Origin of the sequence: Pararhizobium sp. O133 (assembly GCF_051669845.1) — a bacterium.
Taxonomy (GTDB): domain Bacteria; phylum Pseudomonadota; class Alphaproteobacteria; order Rhizobiales; family Rhizobiaceae; genus Pararhizobium.
In genome coordinates, this window is the sequence record NZ_CP196430.1 from 24,910 (window position 1) to 40,830 (window position 15,921).

Sequence of the window (15,921 nt, forward strand, 5' to 3'; positions counted from 1 at the left end):
GGGTCACGGCGACTCCTGTTGCGATCGCAACCGCGAGGTTCATGCGAATGGCGATGTGGAAGGCTCGTTCCGAGCTTCACTGCGATGACGTCTCGACATCCTCCTTGGTGTCGATCGTGGATTCGACGGACATGCCGGATCGCAACGACCCCATGTATCCGACGTCGTCGATGATGATCTTTACGGGTATGCGCTGGACGATCTTGGTAAAGTTGCCCGTGGCGTTGTCCGGCGGAAGCAGCGAGAAATCGAGGCCGCTCGCGGGCGAGATGCTGTCTACGTGGCCCTTGATCGCCACCCCCGGCAAACCATCGACTTCGATCGCTGCAGGTTGGCCGGGACGCACCTGAGCAAGCTGTGTTTCCTTGTAATTCGCCACCACATACACGGCGTCCAGCGGCACGACCGCCATGAGCTGGGTTCCGGCGGCGACAAACTGGCCGACACGGATCGACCTTGCCCCGACCGTACCGTTTACGGCTGAAACGATCTGCGTGTAGGACAGGTTCAGCTCGGCTTGCCTGAGGCCTGCAGCGGCCCTGTCACGCTGCGCGACAGCCTGGTCCCGCTGGGTCTGCAGCACCGGAACCTTGTTGCGTGCGGCAACGAGACCCGCCTCATCGCGCTCGACGGCCGCCGAAGCCTGCTCTCGGAGGGAATGGCTTTGTTCCACGCGGGATTGGCTGCCTGCCCCAGTGGCGATGAGCACCGCCGCACGGGCAGCTTCCGAATGCGCGTATTTGAAAGATGCTTTCGAGGCATTCAGGGCGGCCGTGGCTTGAGCGATGAGAGATACCTGAAGGGCGATCTGGGCATCGATATTGGCGATCGCGGCGTCGCCTGCCTTGACGTCGGCTTTGGCCTGCGACAATGCCGCCTGGAAATCCCGGTCGTCTATGCGCGCCAAAACCTGTCCCTGCTTCACTGTCTCATTATCTTGGACGAGAACTTCCCTGATATAGCCGGAAACCTTCGGGGCGATGGCGGTAAAGTCGGCTTTGACGTAGGCATTGTCGGTGGTCTCGGTAAAGCGGCCAACCGTCCAATAGTGGTATCCGTAATCGGCGGAATAGGCAGAACCGGCAAGCAGAAGAAGCGCGAGCACGCCGCGCTTGATGGTACGCTTGCCCTTCCCACCGGTCGAGACCGATGTGGAAACCGGTGGTTCATCCTGGATTTTGGCGGAAGGTGTCTCGACGATTTCGAACAGCGGGTTGCGGGCTGGTTCGGCCATTTCCATTTCCTTCGTTCCTGTCCAACGGGGAGCGTTGTGTCTGTGAAATGAGAATGCGCCTTAACGTCTGATATGATAATCTCGGAAATTGTGTGAGGATCGTAAAGTCTAGCTACATAATCGGAGAGAAGCATGGATCGGCTGACGAGCCTGGCGGTCTTTGGACAAGTCGTTGAATGTGGGGGTTTTTCTGCAGCCGGGAGGCGGCTAAACATGTCAACGACGATGGTGGCCAATCACGTGCAGTCTCTGGAAGATCGTCTTGGTGTTCGGTTACTCAACCGGACGACGCGAAAGGTAAGCCTCACCGAAACCGGAAAGTTCTACTTTGAACGGTCCTCGCAGATTCTTGCCGACCTTGAGGAGGCAGATCAGTTTGCCAGCGCGTTGGTGTCCACGCCACGGGGAACGCTTAAGTTGTACACGAACACGGCGATTGCGCCGTTTCTCGTGCCGCTCATCAGCGAGTACATGCGGGAATACCCTTCAGTGATGATCGAGCTGGATATCGGCGAGCGAATGATCGACATGATTGAAGAGGGCTATGATCTCGTCATCCGGACGACGCTTAAGGATTCCAGATTGATCGCGCGCAAACTGACACCATGGCGGCACTTTGTCGTCTGCTCGCCTGACTATCTCAAATCACATCCGGCGCCGGAACGTCCGAGTGATCTGGCAAACCATAACTGCCTGCAATATTCATACTACGCCTTTGGGCCGTCATGGCATTTTGAGAGCCTTGCGGGCGTCGAGGAAAGCGTGAAAGTCCAGGGCAACCTCGTTTCGAACAGCCCCCAGACTTTAAGAGAGATGGCGCTCGCCGGACACGGCATGTTCCTCGCGCCGAGCTTTCTGGTTTTTGACGATCTAAAAGCCGGCCGTCTCGTGTCGAACATGCCCGATTATCGTGGCGTGGAATTTTCTATCGATGCGCTGTTTCCGGAAAGAAGTCAGCTTCCGACAAAAGTCAGGTTGTTCATCGATCTACTGGCCGAACGTTTCGTCGAGCATCGGAAATGGATGGCCTAAACTATCACCGTCTTACCCGGTGTCTGAAGGCGTTTTGAGATCACCTTTCCGATAATGATCTTCGAAACAATCAGGATAGGTGCTGCTCCCAGGAAAAATAGGGCCACAGAGACGAAGGCGGAATTAAAGGCGATTGTTGTCGACTGCACCGCGACGGACTTGCCGATGAGCAATGCAGATGCCTTCCCCGCCCCATATTCCAGACCATGGGTCGAGAGATACCGTGTGACACCGGACAGACGGTCGATAACTTCCGGGCGACCGGGTGTGATATAGGCCGCGAGGACGGCGCGGTTCTGGGCGGTTTGGTTCTCCAGGAATGTCTGCAGAAACGAAATGCCCACGAGACCTCCGGTTTGCCGGCCGACGTTGAAAAGGGCGACAGCGACAACGACTGCCGGTCCTTTCAACCCGAACATCGTGATCAGCGTGATCGACAGGAACAGAAATCCAAGCGCACATCCCCGAACCAGGACACCCGGCAGCATATCCGGGATACCGCTTCCACTGGTCGAGCCGGACAGCATCCACATTGACAGCATGAGACCGAGGATGCCGAGCGGAATGGTGAGCGGCGGTGGCACACCACGTCGAACGGCAAAGGCGGTGGCGAAGAGTGTGGTGATGAAGGCGGCCGTGCTCGGCAGGAGGAGCGCTCCGGCCTCCGTCGGCGTCATTCGAAGAACCGAAATGGCGAAAGAGGGGATCAGGTAGCTGCTGCCAAGCAGGGCGAAACCTGCTGCGAAGCTGGCCAGAAAACCGAAGCTGAAACCACCGTTCATAAACACCGAGAAGTCCAGCAGGCGGTGATCCCGGTTTCCAAGGAACTGGCAGGCGAGGACGCCGGCAAGTGCAACGATACCGACCATAGCGAGCAGGAGAATGGTGGGTTCTTCGAACCAGTCCCAACGATTACCCTGGTTCAACACGTAGGTCAGTGAAGATGCGGCGATCACAAACAAAACAAGCGACGGCCAGTTCATTCCAATGCGCTTCGACGCCTCATCCTCAGGCGAAGGACCCAAGATCAGGAAAGCGAGAGCCATCATGCCGATCGGGACGATGCCCAAGAATATCCATGTCCAGGAATGACTGTCCAGCAGCCAGCCGTGTACGTAAGGAACGAGCGTGGCGGGGGCGACCACGGCGGCGACCGCAAAGACACTCTGGATGAGCGGCTGCTGCGGCCATGGGAATGATTTCAGGAGCAATGACTGGGCACTCACCAGGAGAACGCCGCCCGAGAAGCCTTGGAGAAGGCGCAGCGCAAAAAAGGTGTTCAGATCATCGGTGAGGGCGGCAAGCCCCGATGCGGTTGTCATTGTGACCGTTGCCGTAACGAGGGAGGAGCCGAGGGTGAAACGTCCCGAAAGCCAAGCAGTCATGACGAACCCGATGAGCTTTGCGGCCGTATAGCCGAAATCCATTCTGGCAAACTCGTCGGATGTCGCTGCAACGTCACCCATCATATCGAGGCGTGCGAACGAAAGGGCCGTTCCCGAGATTGCCTCGGTCAGGGCAGCCAGGGACGCTCCCACGATCAGGCAGAGACCTGCGGCGTCTGTTTGGTGGCGCGTGACGTTCAGAGCGGTGTTCATAACATTTTCCATGGCGCGAGACGATCAAATAGCGCTTGTTGCTTTCAACAGAAGCAGGAGAAAAATGCCGCAGCTCAGCACACTTGATAAGCTGGTCAATCGTGGGAGGATTTTAAAGTCCGGGTTTAAGGTCAAATCGGGAAACCCATCGATCGCGCGTTTGGTGCGGTGGAAACTGGGTTTGGTTTGCGCTTGCCCTCAGTGGTCAAGGAAATAGTCGCGCGAGCCAATAGCGGACGTGGACCGGCCCAGGCGGTGCTACCCGCCTTTTTTTACTTTTGTTCAGTGAGCGGATAGCCTGCTGACAGGCCATTTCGAGCTATTTCTCGGGGCCTCAGGTTCGTATCCCTTCAAGAGTTGGGGCATAAGCGACGCAGGATTGACAGGATCATCGATAAACGAAAAAGCTACGAAGGTACAAATAGTGGCTTTGGAACACTTTCGAGCAGCGTTCTACGGTTTGCAAAATATCCATCCGGTGCTGTCAGAGGCGGAAGGCACAAGTACCCTCCGTCCCTAGCCATGCGATGGCTTTGAGATATCTGAACGCTCGGTTCCTGTTCCTTTCGGTGAGAAGCCACAGCGCTGCAGAAAATATTCTTTGTCACGCAGGTGGAGGAACAAGCTGCTCTCGCAGCATCTGTTCGATAAAACTCAGTGTTCACGCGGAGGGAGAAAACCCGTTATCGTGTCAAGCTCGGGCCAAGGTAGCACGGTTTCTCCAGCAACCTTCCACGAGCCAGAGACACGTTTTAACCTGAGTTCATAGAATGCCGGCGCAGCGCGGTCGCTCATGCGGCGATAAAGGATAGCGGTTGCATCGCTGCCTTGTTTCTCGATATGAAGAATCCGCTTCTCGGTCGACAAGGCTTTCTCACCGGCGTCACGCCGCGATCGAAATTCTTCGAACATCTCTGACTTCGAGAACCGCTTAATGCCTCCATCGACGGCAAGCACCAAAAACCCGAGGTCATCTGTGTAAAGATCTTCCATTTCGTCCATCCGATAATTGCTCCCAGTTTCGGCAAGTTTCTCGATGAACGCTACGATTTCCTGATCGTTAACAATGGTCATTTTTAGCTCCTAAACATGGCGTAGCGCCTACATTCTTTCCAGCTCAAGATAGGAGCGAATTGATGTGTTCGTTAGCCGGTTTGCGGAATATGAACTATTCTTGGGAAGCAACACAGGTCATGGTTATTTGCTGTCAGTCTGGCTGCAATCCAGAATATCGAACATGACGGCGAGATCGTCGCGCTTGGAACATTGCTGCATGATGTCACCCTCAACACCACATTCCGAGGCCCCCGTCGTTTCGAGGTCGAGGGGGCCGATATCGCTCGCACGTTTGCGTTGGATGCGGGTGTAAGCCGCAGCCGCGCCCAATTGATCTGGGATAGCGTCGCACTCAATTCGACCCCGTCGATCGGTTTATACAAGGAGCCTGAGGTTGCCCTTTGCACGGCCGGCATCTGTCTTGATGTCGTCGGGTTTCAATATGGTCTTCTCTCCGCGGCGATGAGAAAGGCGATCACGGACGCCTATCCGAGACTGGGCATGAAGAAGAAAATGACTGGCTGCTTTTGCCATATGGTCGAGACCGCGCCGGAAACAACCTACGACAACTTCCTGCGTGATTTCGGGATGCGGTATGTGCCGGGATATGGTGGGCCGTCTTCCGTCGATCTCGTCATGAACGCTCCCTTCGAGAGCTAGGCCCGCCTCCCTCACTACAGACCGCGCGCGGAGAAGGAGCCTCGGCAAACATCTCCATCCAGGGCCGCATCGTATCGTGGGCGGATTGCCGCATCCGGCGGTTATCCGTGGAGAAAAGGATGCTTTGAAGAACCCGGATCGGCCCGGACACGCTTACGATACCCGACCCGCAAAACATGATCCCGGCAAGAACCGGATGTCGGCCAACGTCTTACAGGGACAAACCAATGTATAATTTTCGCCGATCCAAGAACAGCGTAATATCTGATTGTCGATATCGCTTTCCCCTCCCGGCGATACTGACTTGACTGTAGCCTCGGTTTTCCCCGCCAGCCGAGGTTCGCGGATACCTTATCCGCTTTGAAGGGGCCGTCTTTCCGCCAAAGACGGCCCTTCTTTTTGTTCAACCCCTATGGTTCCTGCGCCCGTATCGACCGCTCGCTTGTGCGTGCGGCTACCAGATGGCTCATTGGCTGTGAAAATCGGTGCGTTCGCTCACGGACCGCCATTTCTCCGCGTCCAACGAGCGTTCGCGTTCACCGGCTTCGATGCGCTTCATCGCGTCGGAGCCGAGGATAAGGTGATGTGGCAACTCATCCGTTCTTGAGAGATCGTAGATCACGGCGGCGCACTTGCCTGGATCGCCCGGCTCCCGTCCGACGATCGTTTTTCCGAACTGTATGTTGGGGCCAAGTATGGGCTCGTAATCGGGTTCAAGTGCCGGGGTTGTCGCGAGCGCGGCGGACGTCCAATTGGTGCGCAGGCTACCGGGCTCAATCGAGATAACCTTCACGCCGAAAGCTCCGACTTCCTTCGCCAGCGCCTCCGAGAATCCGCTCACCGCAAACTTCGCCGCGCAGTAGGCCACCGTTCCGGCCGCGGCAATCCGCCCGGCGGACGAGGAAATATTGATCACATAGCCGGAACGCTGCTTTCGCAACAGGGGAAGTGCGGCGCGCGTAGTATTCACCACGCTGAAGAAATTGGTTTCGATTTCGGTGTTGAAATCGTCCACGGAGGTTTGTTCGAAGGGGCCAACCTGCGCGTACCCCGTATTGTTGACGAGGACATCGAGCCTGCCGAACACCTCGATAGCCCGGTCGATTGCGCCCTGACATGCGATGGGGGATTTGACGTCCAGCTCATAGAGTTCGACGCGTTTATCGAACCGGGCCTTGAGGTCCTGCAGGCGGGAGATATCGCGGGATGTGGCGACCAGACTGTCTCCTCGTGTGAGAACCAATTCCGCAAGCGCCCGCCCGAGACCGCTTGCACACCCTGTTACCAGCCACGTTTTTGTCACTTTGGCACTCCTTGAGATGTGGGACTTATCTCGCCGCTAGCTAGGTACGGAGGGTGATCGCCGAAAGGCCGGCTTCTCGGACGCAGCGTCCAAGTTCACCTGTCTTGCTTCCAGCCACCGATTGGTTTCCGTGGGCCTCGAAAAAAAAGCGGGCAGGCGGATCGCTCTCCCCAGCCTACGATGCGGAGCCATTTTCAATGATGCCCGAAACCTTCGTCTCCCTGTTCGTCATCTCCGTCGCTGTAGCAGGTGCTGCCATCGCGCAGCTCCTCATTTCCAGGCGGCAGCTGGCCGGATGCAGCGGTGAACTCGACGAAATCATGAAGCTGGTCGAACTCCTGCCGGTTTATGTCGTCCGGATATCGCCCGAGGGGGAGCCGACCTATTTTAACCGGCGTCTTCTCGATTTCTGCGGCTTGTCGGACCTGTCGGACCTGGATCATCCGGATCATACCCGACTGGGTACGTTCCTCCATTCATTGGTGCACCCGGACGATATTGCCGTGTTCAAGGAAACAGTGCGATCGCTGGCGACGGGCCATCCATATTCGATGCGGTATCGGCTACGCCGCGCGGATTCCGTTTATCGCTGGATCGATGTGCGCGGAGAGCCGATCAGGAACAGGGCGGGATACGTCATCCAGTGGCTGCTCGTTGCTATCGATGTCGACGACGAGGTGCGGGCGCTGCATGCGTTGCACGATAGCGAAAGTCGACTCCGCAGGTTGGTCGATACCGTGCCCGCCAATATCTGGTGTTCGGACCCGCAAGGCAACCCAATCGGGATCAACCAACGCCTGCGGGACTTCGCGGGGATGGAAATCGAAGATTGCCATCCGACGGAGGCAACACGACAAGGCCTGGCCTATCAGGACCTCATTCATCCTGATGATCTTACTTCGGTGCGCGCGTGTTTTTCCCATTGCCGGCAGACAGGCGAGCCTTTCGCCAAGCGATACCGCATGCGACGATCGGATGGGGTCTATATATGGTTTGAAGGGCGGTCGGAGCCTTATCGCGACGATAGCGGCGAAATCCGTCAATGGTACGGCGTGCTCTACGATATCGAAGATCAAATGAAGGCCGAGGATGTTTTGAAGGAGCGGGAGCGTGCGGTTTGGCAGCTTGTCGAAACATTGCCGGCAATGATCGACTGCGCGGCGCCGGACGGTGAGCCGATCTTTCGCGGCCAACAACTCAGGGAATTCCTGGGCTACGATCTCGATGCGCTCGACGGGCAGGACAAATCGAGGTTGAACGGCACTCTCGATGCTGGCGTTCATCCGGACGACGTGGCGGGTGTCAAGGAGCACTACGCACTATCGCTTCGCACCGGCGAACCGTATGCGCGCCGGCACCGGCTTCGCCGTTTCGATGGCGAGTATCGCTGGGTGGAAACGCGAGCCAAGCCGATGCGGGATGGCGATGGCAGGATCATTCAATGGAATGTGATTTGCCTCGATATCGACGGAGAGGTGAAGGCCGAGGAGAACCTGCGACTGGCCCAGGAAGCATTGGCGCACGCCAGTCAGGCTGCAAGCCTTGCAGAGCTGTCGGCTTCCATCGCCCATGAAGTGAACCAGCCTCTGTCGGCCGTCATAAACTCGACGAATGCCTGCCTTCGCTGGCTTCAGGCCGATCCGCCCAATCTGTTTCGCGCGGCCAAATCAGCGGAGCGTATCATTCAGAGCGCAAACTCCGCTGCCGATGTTGTCAGGCGGGTGCGTGCCCTCTTCCAGCAATCGCTCGACGTTCGCGATGCAACCACGCTCGACGGCGTTATCGCCGAGGTTCGCGATTTCGTGGCAGCCGAAGCTTCGCGATACGGGGCCGTACTGGAAGTGGAGGTCGAAAACGATCTCCAGCTGATGCCGTTCGATCGCGTTCAAATCCAGCAAGTGCTCATGAATTTGGTTCGCAACGGTCTGGATGCGATGTCGACGGTTCCATTCGAGCGTTTGCTGAAAATCAGAGTCTTCAGTGTCGGTGACGAAGTGTACACCGAAGTCGGCGACAGGGGGGCAGGCGTGCAGTTTCCTGACCGCATATTCGAACCTTTCTTTACCACCAAGGAGAAGGGTATGGGAATGGGCCTTGCCATATCACGCTCCATCGTCGAGGCGCATGGTGGTCAGCTATGGGTTGAGAAAAACGACTTCGCAGGATCGAAATTCACATTTTCATTGCCAACAACCAGCGCCCTGATTGCGTAGGGATGCTGCAGGGTACACCGCATCAATAGCCGCCGCGTAGTGACCCGGCGGCGGCTCGTTGGGTGCGCGTCAGGATTGGCGTGTGCGAAGGCGTTCCGCGTATCCGGAATCCAGATGGCCCACCTTTACCGGGAAGATTTTCCCCAGACCTTCATCGAGTTCGTCCCCGGAAACCCAGCCTTTGCCGCCGACATCGAGCTTTGCCCATTTGCTTTCGCTATAGGCCGTGTCGTGTGGCTGGCCGTTGAGTTCTGCAAGGCGGGCCTGCCCATCCATGAATTCTGCCTTGGTGACTTTCCCGTCCTGATCTGTATCCGCCCAATCGAGTGCTTGCTTCGACATGCGGGCATGAAATTCCGCAATGAGTTCCTGATCGCTGCGAACAGTGGGAGCCTTGGGGACTGGAGTATTTCCCATAGCCATTTTTTCGTCAGTAACGGACGGAGCGTTCCGGCGGGTCTGGGCGATCAAGGCATAAAGAGAGCTATCTGATCCGATTTTCATGAAAGCGGGTTTCCCTTGCTGGTTGTGGCGGATGGCGCAAGGGTGGTTTCGAGGCCTTGCCTCAAACTTGCCTGAGAGGCGTTTGAGAGACTTTCGTTACAGTTGAAACCATTTAACGGGAAAGCCCTTCCGGGAGAGGCTATGGATAGGCGCGGTTGTTTTAGAACGACAGTATAGCTATCTGCTGGTGGTGACCCATGGCCTAGTGGCGCGGTATGAATTTACCGGTGAGACCATGACAAACAACAAGTTGACGACCGCAGCAGGCGCACCCGTACCCGATAATTTCAATATCGAGACAGCCGGCCCGAGAGGTCCCGCCCTGCTTCAGGATATCTGGCTCATCGAAAAGCTTGCCCATCTTGATCGTGAGGTGATCCCGGAGCGTAGGATGCACGCCAAAGGTGCCGGTGCTTACGGTACGTTCAAGGTCACAGCTGACATCCGCACATATTCGAAGGCTGCGGTGTTCGCCGAGATCGGCAAGGAAACGCCGGTTTTCATTCGTTTTTCAACAGTGGCGGGTGAGCGCGGAGCTGCCGATGCCGAGCGCGATATCCGAGGGTTCGCGATCAAATTCTACACCGAGCAGGGCAATTGGGACCTGGTCGGAAACAACACGCCCGTTTTCTTCTTTCGCGATCCACTGCGGTTTCCCGATCTCAATCATGCAGTCAAGCGCGATCCGCGGACGGGGATGCGCAGTGCGGAAAATAACTGGGATTTCTGGACGCTGCTTCCGGAAGCGCTCCATCAGGTGACGATCGTCATGTCTGATCGCGGAGTCCCGCTATCGTTCCGGCATATGCACGGCTTCGGAAGCCACACCTACAGCATGATCAATGCCGGAAATGAGCGGCACTGGATCAAGTTCACCTTGAAAAGCCAGCAAGGAATATCGAGCCTCACCGATGCCGAGGCTGCCGATCTTATCGGCCGGGATCGGGAAAGCCATCAGCGTGATCTGTTCGACGCTATCGAGCGCCGTGAGTATCCGAAATGGACGATGTACATCCAAGTGATGTCCGAGGCAGCGGCAATGTCTCACAAGCACAATCCATTCGACCTGACCAAGGTGTGGCCCCACGCCGAGTATCCACTGATCGAGGTCGGCGAGCTGGAGCTCAACCGCAATCCTGAAAACTTCTTTGCGGAAGTCGAACAAGCATCATTCTCTCCGGCGAATATCGTTCCGGGTATCGGGTTTTCACCCGACAGGATGTTGCAGGCGCGGCTGTTTTCCTATGGCGACGCCGCGCGGTACCGGCTGGGCGTCAACCATCACCAGATACCGGTGAATGCCCCCCGATGTTCGGTCCATTCCTATCACCGCGACGGCGCAATGAGGATCGATGGCAACCACGGGGCGACCAGAAGTTATGTGCCGAATTCCGCTGGCGCATGGGATGATCAGTCGGATTTCAGGGAACCGATGCTCAGCCTGGATGGACCTGCCGGCCGTTTTGATCATCGGGTCGATGAGGATCATTTCGAACAGCCGGGCAATCTCTACCGGCTGATGACCGAGGATCAGAAGACGGCGCTTATCTGCAATACGGCGAGAGCGATGGTGGGTGTTTCCCGCGAGGTGCGATCCCGGCACGTCGCCCATTGCCGCCGTGCGGATCGCGACTATGGAGATCGCCTGGGGCGTGCTTTGGGGCTGGAAAACAATCCGTGTGAGACATGCACAGGCCCTTGCGGCGAGATTTGCTCGGGGCTTTCAACGTAACCGCACCGCTCGGCCGCGTTCGAGGCCGTCAACCTTCATGGATTGGGCAGTTCGGGGAATACGTGTTGTTCCGCACCACTCGCTAATCTGCGCCGCGCCCTGCGACTATTTCCTGCATATCGAAACGGAGTTTGGAAAAATGAGTTCTCTAAAAGGCAAGGTCGCCGTCATCACCGGCGGCAACAGCGGGATCGGTAAGGCAACGGCCCAGCTTTTCGTGCAGGAGGGTGCGCAGGTCATCATCACCGGAAGACGGCCGGATGTCGTCGATAACGCCGTCAGGGAGATCGGTGCCGGCGCAAGCGGGTTCAGTGGAGACGTTGCCGACATCGACTTTCATGACCGTCTGGCGAAAGAAATCCGAAATCGCTTCGGCGCCCTCGACGTCTACATGGCAAATGCCGGAATTATTAATCTCACGGGTTCCGATAACGTCAAGCCGCAGGAGTACGACCAGCATTTTGCCGTAAACAGCCGCGGGGTGTTCTTCGGTGTACAGGCAATGGCGCCGCTGATCCGTGACGGTGGCAATATCATCGTCACAAGCTCCCTTGCCGCGACGAAGGTTCTTCCGCAGCATACCCTGTATGCGGGTTCCAAGGCTGCTCTTGCCGCTTTCGCCCGAAACTGGGCGATTGAATTCAAGGAACGGCGTATTCGTGTGAACATCCTGAGCCCCGGCCCCGTGGAGACGGAGATTCTCGGTAAACTGGGCATCACCGAAGCGGATCGCCCCGCTCTCGACGCGCATATGGCAAACACCATCCCCGCAGGGCGTTATGGGCGCCCGGACGAGCTCGCGCGAGCAGCACTCCTTCTCGCATCAAATGATTTTGTGAATGGTGTAGAATTGCATGTGGACGGTGGAATGTCGCTGGTCTAATCGATGCCAATTCCGATACCTCAGCCGGCGCGACCGCAATCGCCGGCTGAGTTTTAACATCCGTAATTTTATTTCGCCGGCCGTCGAAAAATGCGCAGGTGCCCGCGTTCGACCAAACCAATGTTTGGGTTGCTTGCCGCTCGTCGGTCGCCGAGATTGAGCTGCGGTTTTTTGATGAGGTCGCGTCTGTTTTTTCCGGACAATGTTAACGTCCAGGTGGCAAAAGCAGGTTTTTTGTTTCAGGATAAGAAGGATGTCCCATGCGTAAACTCGTGAAGTTTGCAGCATCTGCAGCATTGTATGCGGTTTCGCTCATGCCCGTCTCTGCGGCAACATCGAAACCGACGATCGTCTTCGTTCACGGCGCCTTCGCGGATTCGTCCAGCTGGAATGAAGTCGTGTCGCGTCTTGAGAAAGACGGTTATCCCGTTCTGGCCGTCGCTAATCCTCTGCGGGGTGTGAAATCCGATGGGGAATATGTCGGGCGTGTCCTCAAGGGACTGAAGACATCTGTCATATTGGTCGGGCATTCCTATGGCGGCTCGGTTATCAGCGAGGCGGCGGCCGGTGTCGGCAATGTGAAGGCTCTCGTTTTTGTAGCCGCCTTCGCACCGGAACCAGGCGAATCCGCCGCCACGCTTTCGGGCAAGAATCCGGGAAGTACCCTTGCGCCGACGCTGGCGTCGCCCGTCGCCCTAGAGAATGGGGTGCACGACCTCTACATCGACCAGAGCAAATTCCCGGAACAATTCGCCGCCGATGTGCCCTTGGCAGCGGCACGATTGATGGCTGTGGCGCAACGGCCGATTACCGACGCAGCGCTTGCGGAACCAGCACGGAACGCGGCCTGGAAGGCTATCCCCTCGTGGTTCGTCTATGGCGATGCCGACAAGAATATTCCGCCGCTGACGCTTGCATGGATGGCGGAACGGGCGAAGGCGCGGGGAACCGTTGCGATATAGGGCGCTTCCCACGTCGTCATGATTTCCCACCCCATCGAGGTCACAACGTTGATCGAAGAAGCTGCGGCAGCCACAAAATGATGTGAGGCGCGAACGGCGCCTCCCGCAGCGAAATCCGCGCCCAGTAAAACCTTCGTATAGGTATGGGCGCGTTTTTGCAGTGTTATGATCGAATCTGGCCGCGATCACTCGCGTTATGGTGCGGCCGGGAGCGAGATATGCAATCTGAGGCTGGTTCTCAGCGTGAATTGGACCATCCGACGATTTGTATCGTCGACGACGATTCTGCCATTCGCTCGTCTCTGATGGATCTCTTCGAATCCCTTGAAATGCCTGCCGTCTGCTATGAAGCTGGCGGCGATTTCCTGGAGCGGGCTGATCTCGACCAGGCCGGATGTATTCTTCTCGACATCCATATGCCCGGAATCGGCGGCCTCGATATTCAAAAACACATAGAAACTGTCAGGAGCATGCTCCCCATCGTCTTCATGACCGGGAGAGCCACCGTTCCCATGTCCGTGCAGGCAATGAAGAGAGGGGCAAGCGATTTCCTTCTGAAGCCGCTGGATCGAAACGAAATCATTCAGGCGACGGAGAGGGCTGTTCTGCGAAATGCGGAAAGGCGTGCACAGGCCGCCGAAACCCTCGCTACGGTCACCTGTGCGAAAACACTCACGCCGCGCGAACAAGAAGTCATGAGCTACGTCGTCAGGGGATACCTCGGCAAGCAGATCGCGCATGAGCTGTCGGTCAGCGAAATGATGATAAAGCTTCACCGCAGTCGAATGATGAAAAAGATGCAGGCGGCCTCGGTTGCGGAATTGGTCAAGAAGGTGAATTTGCTTTACAAGCACTTCGAATATGATCGATAGGGTAAACGACCCTGTGCCAGTCAGCGCAACTGACGTTTTCCGGGAAAGAGTTCGCTCAGGACATGCCGGCAGCAACAAGAAAAACAATTGCCATTGTTGACGATGACCGAAACCTGAGGGAGTCCCTTCAGGACTTGCTGGAGACGGAGGGCTTCGAAAGCTATCTCTATGCTTCCGCGGAGGAGTTCCTGGCCCAATTCGGCTCGCAGCCGGTGGATTGCATATTGGCTGATGTCAGGATGACCGGCATGTCGGGTATCGATATGCTCCGTATTCTGCGGGCGAAGCCGGATTGTCCGCCGGTCCTGATCATGACCTCCTACGCAGACACGAGAATGGAAGATCGCGCCTTGTCCGGCGGCGCGATGGCATTCCTGGCCAAGCCCCTGGCAAGTCGTGATCTCATCGCCTGCGTCCGCAAAGCCGTAACCTGACAGGGTTCACGATCGTCCAGCACGAACGGTTTCCGCAGGCGCTGTCTATGCCGCTTGACATCACTAAACCTTCGTTTGGGAGGTGCTGAGGAATAGGCGGTGTTAGCCTTCATGTCAGTCAAACGTAGGAGACTGAAATGAAGGCAACCAAATATCTTGTGCTCGCCATGGTATGGTTCAACATAGTGCTGGCAGGCTGGTTATCGATCCATATGCTCTATGATCCGGAGGGATGGTACTATTTCGTCCCTGGCGTCACCGACACGGGTTTCTTCAATCAGCACTTCATCCGCGATATCGGGATAATCCAGGGATTTGTCGCCGCCGCCTTCGCTATCGGTCTCTACCGCGTGGATAGGCGGATCGAGCTGTGGGCCGCAGCAACCCTCTGGCTGATTGCACATGGGGCGTTTCATTTGTGGGAGGTGGCCGTCGGGATCTGCTCCGCATCCGCCATCGTCCGCGATTTTCCTGCAGTCAGCCTCCCTGCAATTTTCGGCATTGCGGCGACCGCTTGGGCATGCAGCCAAAGACAGCGTGCTCCCATCTCCGCGCCTGCCGCACCGGTCGGCATCTGACCGGGCAGCGAGGGACGCATTCGTCGCCCTCGCATAGATCTGCGTGGTGAATATCAAGCGTAAACCGTTCTGGAAAGCCACTCGTGGAAAGTCAGCCTGCCGGATATGGCATCCCCGGCGGGCAGAAGACTGTCTATGGCAAGGTTGACGCCGAAGTAGGGCGTGTCCGCGTCGGACATCACGCCCCTGTTATCTTCCGTAGCCGTCAGCAGTTCGTGCGCCAGATCGGCGAGTTGCACCGGCTCCGGTCCTCCGATCTGAACGGTCACATTCCGGGGCGCATCTCCGGTCAACTTGACGATCCAGCCTGCGGCCTCGTCCGCGGCGACAGGCTGAAGCGCCAGCACCGGTAGGCGGAGCACACTTTCATCCGACGCCTCATTGACGATTCCGTGGAAAAACTCGAAGAACTGGGCGGATCTGATGATGGTATGACGTAGCCCGGATGCGCGGACCAGGTTTTCCTGCACGAGCTTCGCACGGAAATAGTCGTTTTCGACCAGATGTTCGGTGCCCAGCACGGAAAGCACCATGTAGTGCCCGACGCCGGACGCCTTCGCTGCGGCGATAAGGTTTTTTCCCGACTGCTTGAAGAACTCCAGCGCATTTCCCTCGCCGAATGAGCCTGAATTCGTCACGTCGATCAGCACGTCTGCGCCGATCAGAGCCTCCGTCAGTCCTTCGCCCGTCAAAACGTTCACGCCGGTCTTTGTCGAGGCTTCTACAACCTCCTGCCCGTCGCGCTCCAGCCCGCGAACTATCTTCGAACCCATCAGGCCGCTCGCGCCGACAACCACCACCTTCATCGCATTCTCCATCCAATATTGATCGTTGCGATTTTAGGCCGTTCTTCGCATTGT

13 protein-coding genes and 2 pseudogenes are annotated in these 15,921 nt (G+C 57.1%); 9 read left to right on the forward strand and 6 right to left on the reverse strand.

The features are described from left to right. Window positions 1-76 precede the first annotated feature (76 nt). Entirely contained in the window at window positions 77-1,234 is a 1,158-nt protein-coding gene (locus ACST81_RS27270) for an HlyD family secretion protein (protein ID WP_438754885.1), read from the reverse strand. Window positions 1,235-1,366: 132 nt separating this feature from the next. Between ACST81_RS27270 and ACST81_RS27275 the strand changes: the two genes are divergently transcribed. Further along, on the forward strand, window positions 1,367-2,266 hold the full coding sequence (locus tag ACST81_RS27275) for a LysR family transcriptional regulator (RefSeq protein ID WP_438754887.1): 900 nt from the start codon (window positions 1,367-1,369) through the stop codon (window positions 2,264-2,266). Here ACST81_RS27275 and ACST81_RS27280 read toward each other — a convergent pair. Further along, on the reverse strand, window positions 2,263-3,876 hold the full coding sequence (locus ACST81_RS27280; protein ID WP_438754889.1) for an MFS transporter: 1,614 nt from the start codon (window positions 3,874-3,876) through the stop codon (window positions 2,263-2,265). The two genes, ACST81_RS27275 and ACST81_RS27280, sit on opposite strands and share 4 nt — an antisense overlap. A 642-nt stretch (window positions 3,877-4,518) precedes the next feature. Continuing rightward, window positions 4,519-4,938, reverse strand: a complete 420-nt coding sequence (locus tag ACST81_RS27285; RefSeq protein ID WP_438754890.1) for a hypothetical protein — start codon at window positions 4,936-4,938, stop codon at window positions 4,519-4,521. 192 nt (window positions 4,939-5,130) lie between these two features. On the opposite strand from ACST81_RS27285, the gene ACST81_RS27290 reads away from it, so the two are divergent. Next, window positions 5,131-5,580, forward strand: coding sequence for a hypothetical protein (locus ACST81_RS27290; RefSeq protein WP_438754892.1), 450 nt, complete (start codon window positions 5,131-5,133; stop codon window positions 5,578-5,580). 466 nt (window positions 5,581-6,046) lie between these two features. Here ACST81_RS27290 and ACST81_RS27295 read toward each other — a convergent pair whose 3' ends face one another. Then, window positions 6,047-6,883, reverse strand: coding sequence for an SDR family oxidoreductase (locus tag ACST81_RS27295; protein WP_438754894.1), 837 nt, complete (start codon window positions 6,881-6,883; stop codon window positions 6,047-6,049). 314 nt (window positions 6,884-7,197) lie between these two features. Here ACST81_RS27295 and ACST81_RS27300 point away from each other — a divergent pair. After that, window positions 7,198-9,096 (forward strand): annotated as a pseudogene (locus ACST81_RS27300) (PAS domain-containing protein); the annotation flags it as partial. Between the two features lie 69 nt (window positions 9,097-9,165). On the opposite strand, the gene ACST81_RS27305 reads toward ACST81_RS27300, so the two are convergent. Further along, window positions 9,166-9,600 (reverse strand): EF-hand domain-containing protein, encoded by a 435-nt coding sequence (locus tag ACST81_RS27305; protein ID WP_438754896.1) that lies wholly within the window; start codon window positions 9,598-9,600, stop codon window positions 9,166-9,168. A gap of 235 nt (window positions 9,601-9,835) precedes the next feature. Between ACST81_RS27305 and ACST81_RS27310 the strand changes: the two genes are divergently transcribed. From ACST81_RS27310 to ACST81_RS27335, 6 genes and pseudogenes are all read left to right on the forward strand, one after another. Next, window positions 9,836-11,332, forward strand: coding sequence for a catalase (locus ACST81_RS27310; RefSeq protein WP_438754967.1), 1,497 nt, complete (start codon window positions 9,836-9,838; stop codon window positions 11,330-11,332). A 139-nt stretch (window positions 11,333-11,471) separates the two neighbouring features. Then, complete coding sequence (locus ACST81_RS27315; protein ID WP_438754968.1) at window positions 11,472-12,215, forward strand: SDR family NAD(P)-dependent oxidoreductase; 744 nt, start codon at window positions 11,472-11,474, stop codon at window positions 12,213-12,215. 260 nt (window positions 12,216-12,475) lie between these two features. Next, window positions 12,476-13,258 (forward strand): annotated as a pseudogene (locus ACST81_RS27320) (alpha/beta fold hydrolase). Window positions 13,259-13,395: 137 nt separating this feature from the next. After that, window positions 13,396-14,049, forward strand: a complete 654-nt coding sequence (locus ACST81_RS27325; RefSeq protein ID WP_438754898.1) for a response regulator transcription factor — start codon at window positions 13,396-13,398, stop codon at window positions 14,047-14,049. Between the two features lie 62 nt (window positions 14,050-14,111). Beyond that, window positions 14,112-14,483, forward strand: a complete 372-nt coding sequence (locus ACST81_RS27330; protein ID WP_438754900.1) for a response regulator transcription factor — start codon at window positions 14,112-14,114, stop codon at window positions 14,481-14,483. A gap of 137 nt (window positions 14,484-14,620) precedes the next feature. Next, the gene (locus ACST81_RS27335) at window positions 14,621-15,061 is read left to right on the forward strand and encodes a hypothetical protein (protein ID WP_438754902.1); all 441 of its coding nucleotides are present in this window, start codon (window positions 14,621-14,623) and stop codon (window positions 15,059-15,061) included. A 53-nt stretch (window positions 15,062-15,114) separates the two neighbouring features. Here the strand turns inward: ACST81_RS27335 and ACST81_RS27340 are convergent, their stop codons facing one another. After that, window positions 15,115-15,867, reverse strand: coding sequence for an SDR family oxidoreductase (locus ACST81_RS27340; RefSeq protein WP_438754904.1), 753 nt, complete (start codon window positions 15,865-15,867; stop codon window positions 15,115-15,117). Between the last annotated feature and the right edge of the window lie 54 nt (window positions 15,868-15,921).

Excerpts from the sequence above, each read along its gene's own strand:
- ACST81_RS27270 (WP_438754885.1), bottom strand. The coding sequence starts at position 1,234 with ATGGCCGAACCAGCCCGCAACCCGCTGTTCGAAATCGTCGAGACACCT.
- ACST81_RS27275 (WP_438754887.1), top strand. The coding sequence starts at position 1,367 with ATGGATCGGCTGACGAGCCTGGCGGTCTTTGGACAAGTCGTTGAATGT.
- ACST81_RS27280 (WP_438754889.1), bottom strand. The coding sequence starts at position 3,876 with ATGGAAAATGTTATGAACACCGCTCTGAACGTCACGCGCCACCAAACA.
- ACST81_RS27285 (WP_438754890.1), bottom strand. The coding sequence starts at position 4,938 with ATGACCATTGTTAACGATCAGGAAATCGTAGCGTTCATCGAGAAACTT.
- ACST81_RS27305 (WP_438754896.1), bottom strand. The coding sequence starts at position 9,600 with ATGAAAATCGGATCAGATAGCTCTCTTTATGCCTTGATCGCCCAGACC.
- ACST81_RS27310 (WP_438754967.1), top strand. The coding sequence starts at position 9,836 with ATGACAAACAACAAGTTGACGACCGCAGCAGGCGCACCCGTACCCGAT.
- ACST81_RS27315 (WP_438754968.1), top strand. The coding sequence starts at position 11,472 with ATGAGTTCTCTAAAAGGCAAGGTCGCCGTCATCACCGGCGGCAACAGC.
- ACST81_RS27325 (WP_438754898.1), top strand. The coding sequence starts at position 13,396 with ATGCAATCTGAGGCTGGTTCTCAGCGTGAATTGGACCATCCGACGATT.
- ACST81_RS27330 (WP_438754900.1), top strand. The coding sequence starts at position 14,112 with ATGCCGGCAGCAACAAGAAAAACAATTGCCATTGTTGACGATGACCGA.
- ACST81_RS27335 (WP_438754902.1), top strand. The coding sequence starts at position 14,621 with ATGAAGGCAACCAAATATCTTGTGCTCGCCATGGTATGGTTCAACATA.
- ACST81_RS27340 (WP_438754904.1), bottom strand. The coding sequence starts at position 15,867 with ATGAAGGTGGTGGTTGTCGGCGCGAGCGGCCTGATGGGTTCGAAGATA.